The sequence below is a fragment of the Paraburkholderia mimosarum LMG 23256 = NBRC 106338 genome (genome assembly GCF_000739815.1).
In the GTDB taxonomy this organism is placed as follows: domain Bacteria; phylum Pseudomonadota; class Gammaproteobacteria; order Burkholderiales; family Burkholderiaceae; genus Paraburkholderia; species Paraburkholderia mimosarum.
The window spans coordinates 1-2,595 of sequence record NZ_BBJJ01000226.1; the positions used below are offsets into that span (position 1 = coordinate 1).

At 57.4% G+C, this 2,595-nt stretch carries 1 protein-coding gene; it reads right to left on the reverse strand.

Going from position 1 to position 2,595, the window contains the following annotated elements:
- Window positions 1-2,595 (reverse strand): AMP-binding protein (locus BMI01S_RS36855; RefSeq protein WP_042293187.1); only part of this gene is annotated, 2,595 nt, incomplete at both ends.

Here is a 2,595-nt window from a genome sequence, read left to right on the forward strand (position 1 = left end):
CTGATATACAGTTCACCCACTGCGCCTAGCGGCACCGGTTGACCGTGGCTGTCTAGCAGGTAAATCTGAGTGTTCGAGATCGGCCGACCGATCGGCAGATGATTGCCGCAATTCTTTTCTGACACTTCATACGTGGTAGAAAAGGTCGTGCTCTCGGTGGGACCATAACAGTGGATGAGTTTTTCCGGTCCTCCATGCTTTAGCAATGCTCCAAAAATCTCATGTTTTTCCTGTTCTCCCCCACAGAGCAGGAATCGCAGTCGAGCAAAGGTTGATCCAATTTCGGGAACAAATTGGTTGAATAAAGCAGTTGTAATGAACAGCGCGGTGACTTTGTCACGGCTAATGATTTCAGCCAAGCCTTGAGCATCAAGGACATGATCGCTATCGACAATAATCACTGCGCCACCGTTGAGCAGTGGTCCCCATACTTCAAAAGTGCTGGCATCGAAGGCGGGATTTGCCACAAAGGCGACCCTATCATCTAGGCCAATCTTGGCATAGCTGTTGTTCTTGACCAGCCGGGCGACCGCTCTATGAGGCACGAGCACCCCCTTGGGGGTACCGGTCGAGCCCGATGTATACATGACATAGGCCGTATCGAGAGCTGCTGCTTTTAGAGCAGGACTTGGCTGAGCGACACCCGAGTCGGTTGGCGGCAATACTGCGACTGGGAGGGGTGCCTCGGGAACATCCGTGATCAGCAGGCGAGCTGAACAATCGTCAAGGATCCAGGCCTGCCGTTCAGCGGGGCCTTGCGGATCGAGTGGTACGTAGGCGGCGCCTGCTTTCAGAATGGCCAGTTGAGCCACGATCAGATCGATCGAACGCTCCAGTAGGGTGGCAACATAATCGCCTGGTGCCACACCGGACATGATCAGACGGTTTGCCAGACGATTAGCTTTCTCATTCAACTCCGCATACTTCAACTGCTGGCATTCGTGAACCAATGCGATTGCTTCGGGCGTTCGCTCCGTTTGCTCTTCGAACAACTGGTGGATGCACGCCTGATCGGGATAGGGCGCCTCGGTTGCGTTCCAGATCTGCAGTAGCAGTTCCCGCTCCGCTTTGGGTATCACCTCCAATTGACGCGCCGGCTGATCAGGAGTCTGCTCCAGCGCATCGGCCAGACTGCAGAGCGCCTGTTCCATATACCCACATACCCGCTGCGAATCGATGGGCGATTGCACCTGCGCCGTCATCCCCAGCGCCTGTCCGTAATCCTCCACCGACAGCACGAATGGATAGTTGGTCCTCTCGTGGGAACTGAGCATTTCGATACCCGACAAGGTTTCGTTTGCCTCGGTCTCGCCGAACGGTTTCGAGTTATGCCGGTAATTCAGCAGCGCACTGAACAGTGGCGTGCCTGCTGGTACGCCACTGCATCGCTGAGCCAGCGCGAGCGAAGCATGTTCGTGCTCCAGCAGTTCCGCCAGCCTTGCATGCGTATGACGCACGCGCTCGGCCACACTGACCTCATCCATATCCAACCGAAGCGGCAGCGTGTTGATGAACAGCCCCATCGCCCGATCTGCTCCTTCGCCTGCTTGCATCCGCCCGAACAAGACCGTGCCGAATACGACCTGTTCCTGCCCACTGGTACGCGCAAGCACTTGCGCCCACGCGACATGACACAGGCTGGCGAGACTCACGCCCAGGTGTTTGGCCTGTGCACGCAGCCTCAGGTTCAAATCGGAGGATAGCATTCGCCGGGTCTCGCCTACCTGAGAGCCATCACGGTGTACCTCGGCCAGCCCGAACGGCAGCGTTGGCTCAGTGACGTCCGCGAGCATTGCCTGGAAGAAGCGTTCGTGTTCTTCTGTCGAGGTTCCCAGTCGGGCTTGTGCGATAAGATTACGGAACGGTTCGGGCGATGGCAGCGTTGCACCTGGATCTTCCATGAATGCCCGCACCTCTGCCTGCATCACCTCTAGCGTCGAATGGTCGCTAATCAGATGATGTAGCAGGGTGAGTAGGATCCAGCGTCCTAGTTCATCTTGCGCGACTACAAAGCGCAGCAGCGGCGCCTGGCTTAGATCGATCCGGTACTGGTGGGGATCGAAACGCCCAGCCAGTTGGACGGTAACGGGACCGTCCGCCGGCGAGAGTTTCAGCTCAGTTACTGGCAGCGAAGCTTGCCGCCAGACCACCTGGGCGGGATTTGACAGGCCTTCCCAGACGAATGCGGTACGCAGAATGTCGTGTCGATTGACAACGTGCTGGACTGCGGCCAAATAACGGTCCAGCGTATCACGTTCCGTGAAAGCCATTTGAACGAGCAGCAGATAGGGGTCACCGTCAGTGGTCAGCAGGTGGTGAAACAGGATGCCGTCCTGTAAGGGAGAGAGGGCATAGATGTCCTGTATCGTAGAGGTCCCCCCCGGCACATTGGCCACGATACGATCGATTTCGTCCTGAGAGAGATCGATTAGAGGCAGCAGGTCGGGCGTGATGGTCTGGCAATCCAGCGCAATCTGATTAGGCGGCACCGGCACTTCGCGATGCTGGCCTAGGACGCGAGCCAGTGCGGACAGCACCGGGGTCTGGAACAGGTCGCGTACAGCCAGACTCAGGTCCAGACGGCGCAGCCGTTCG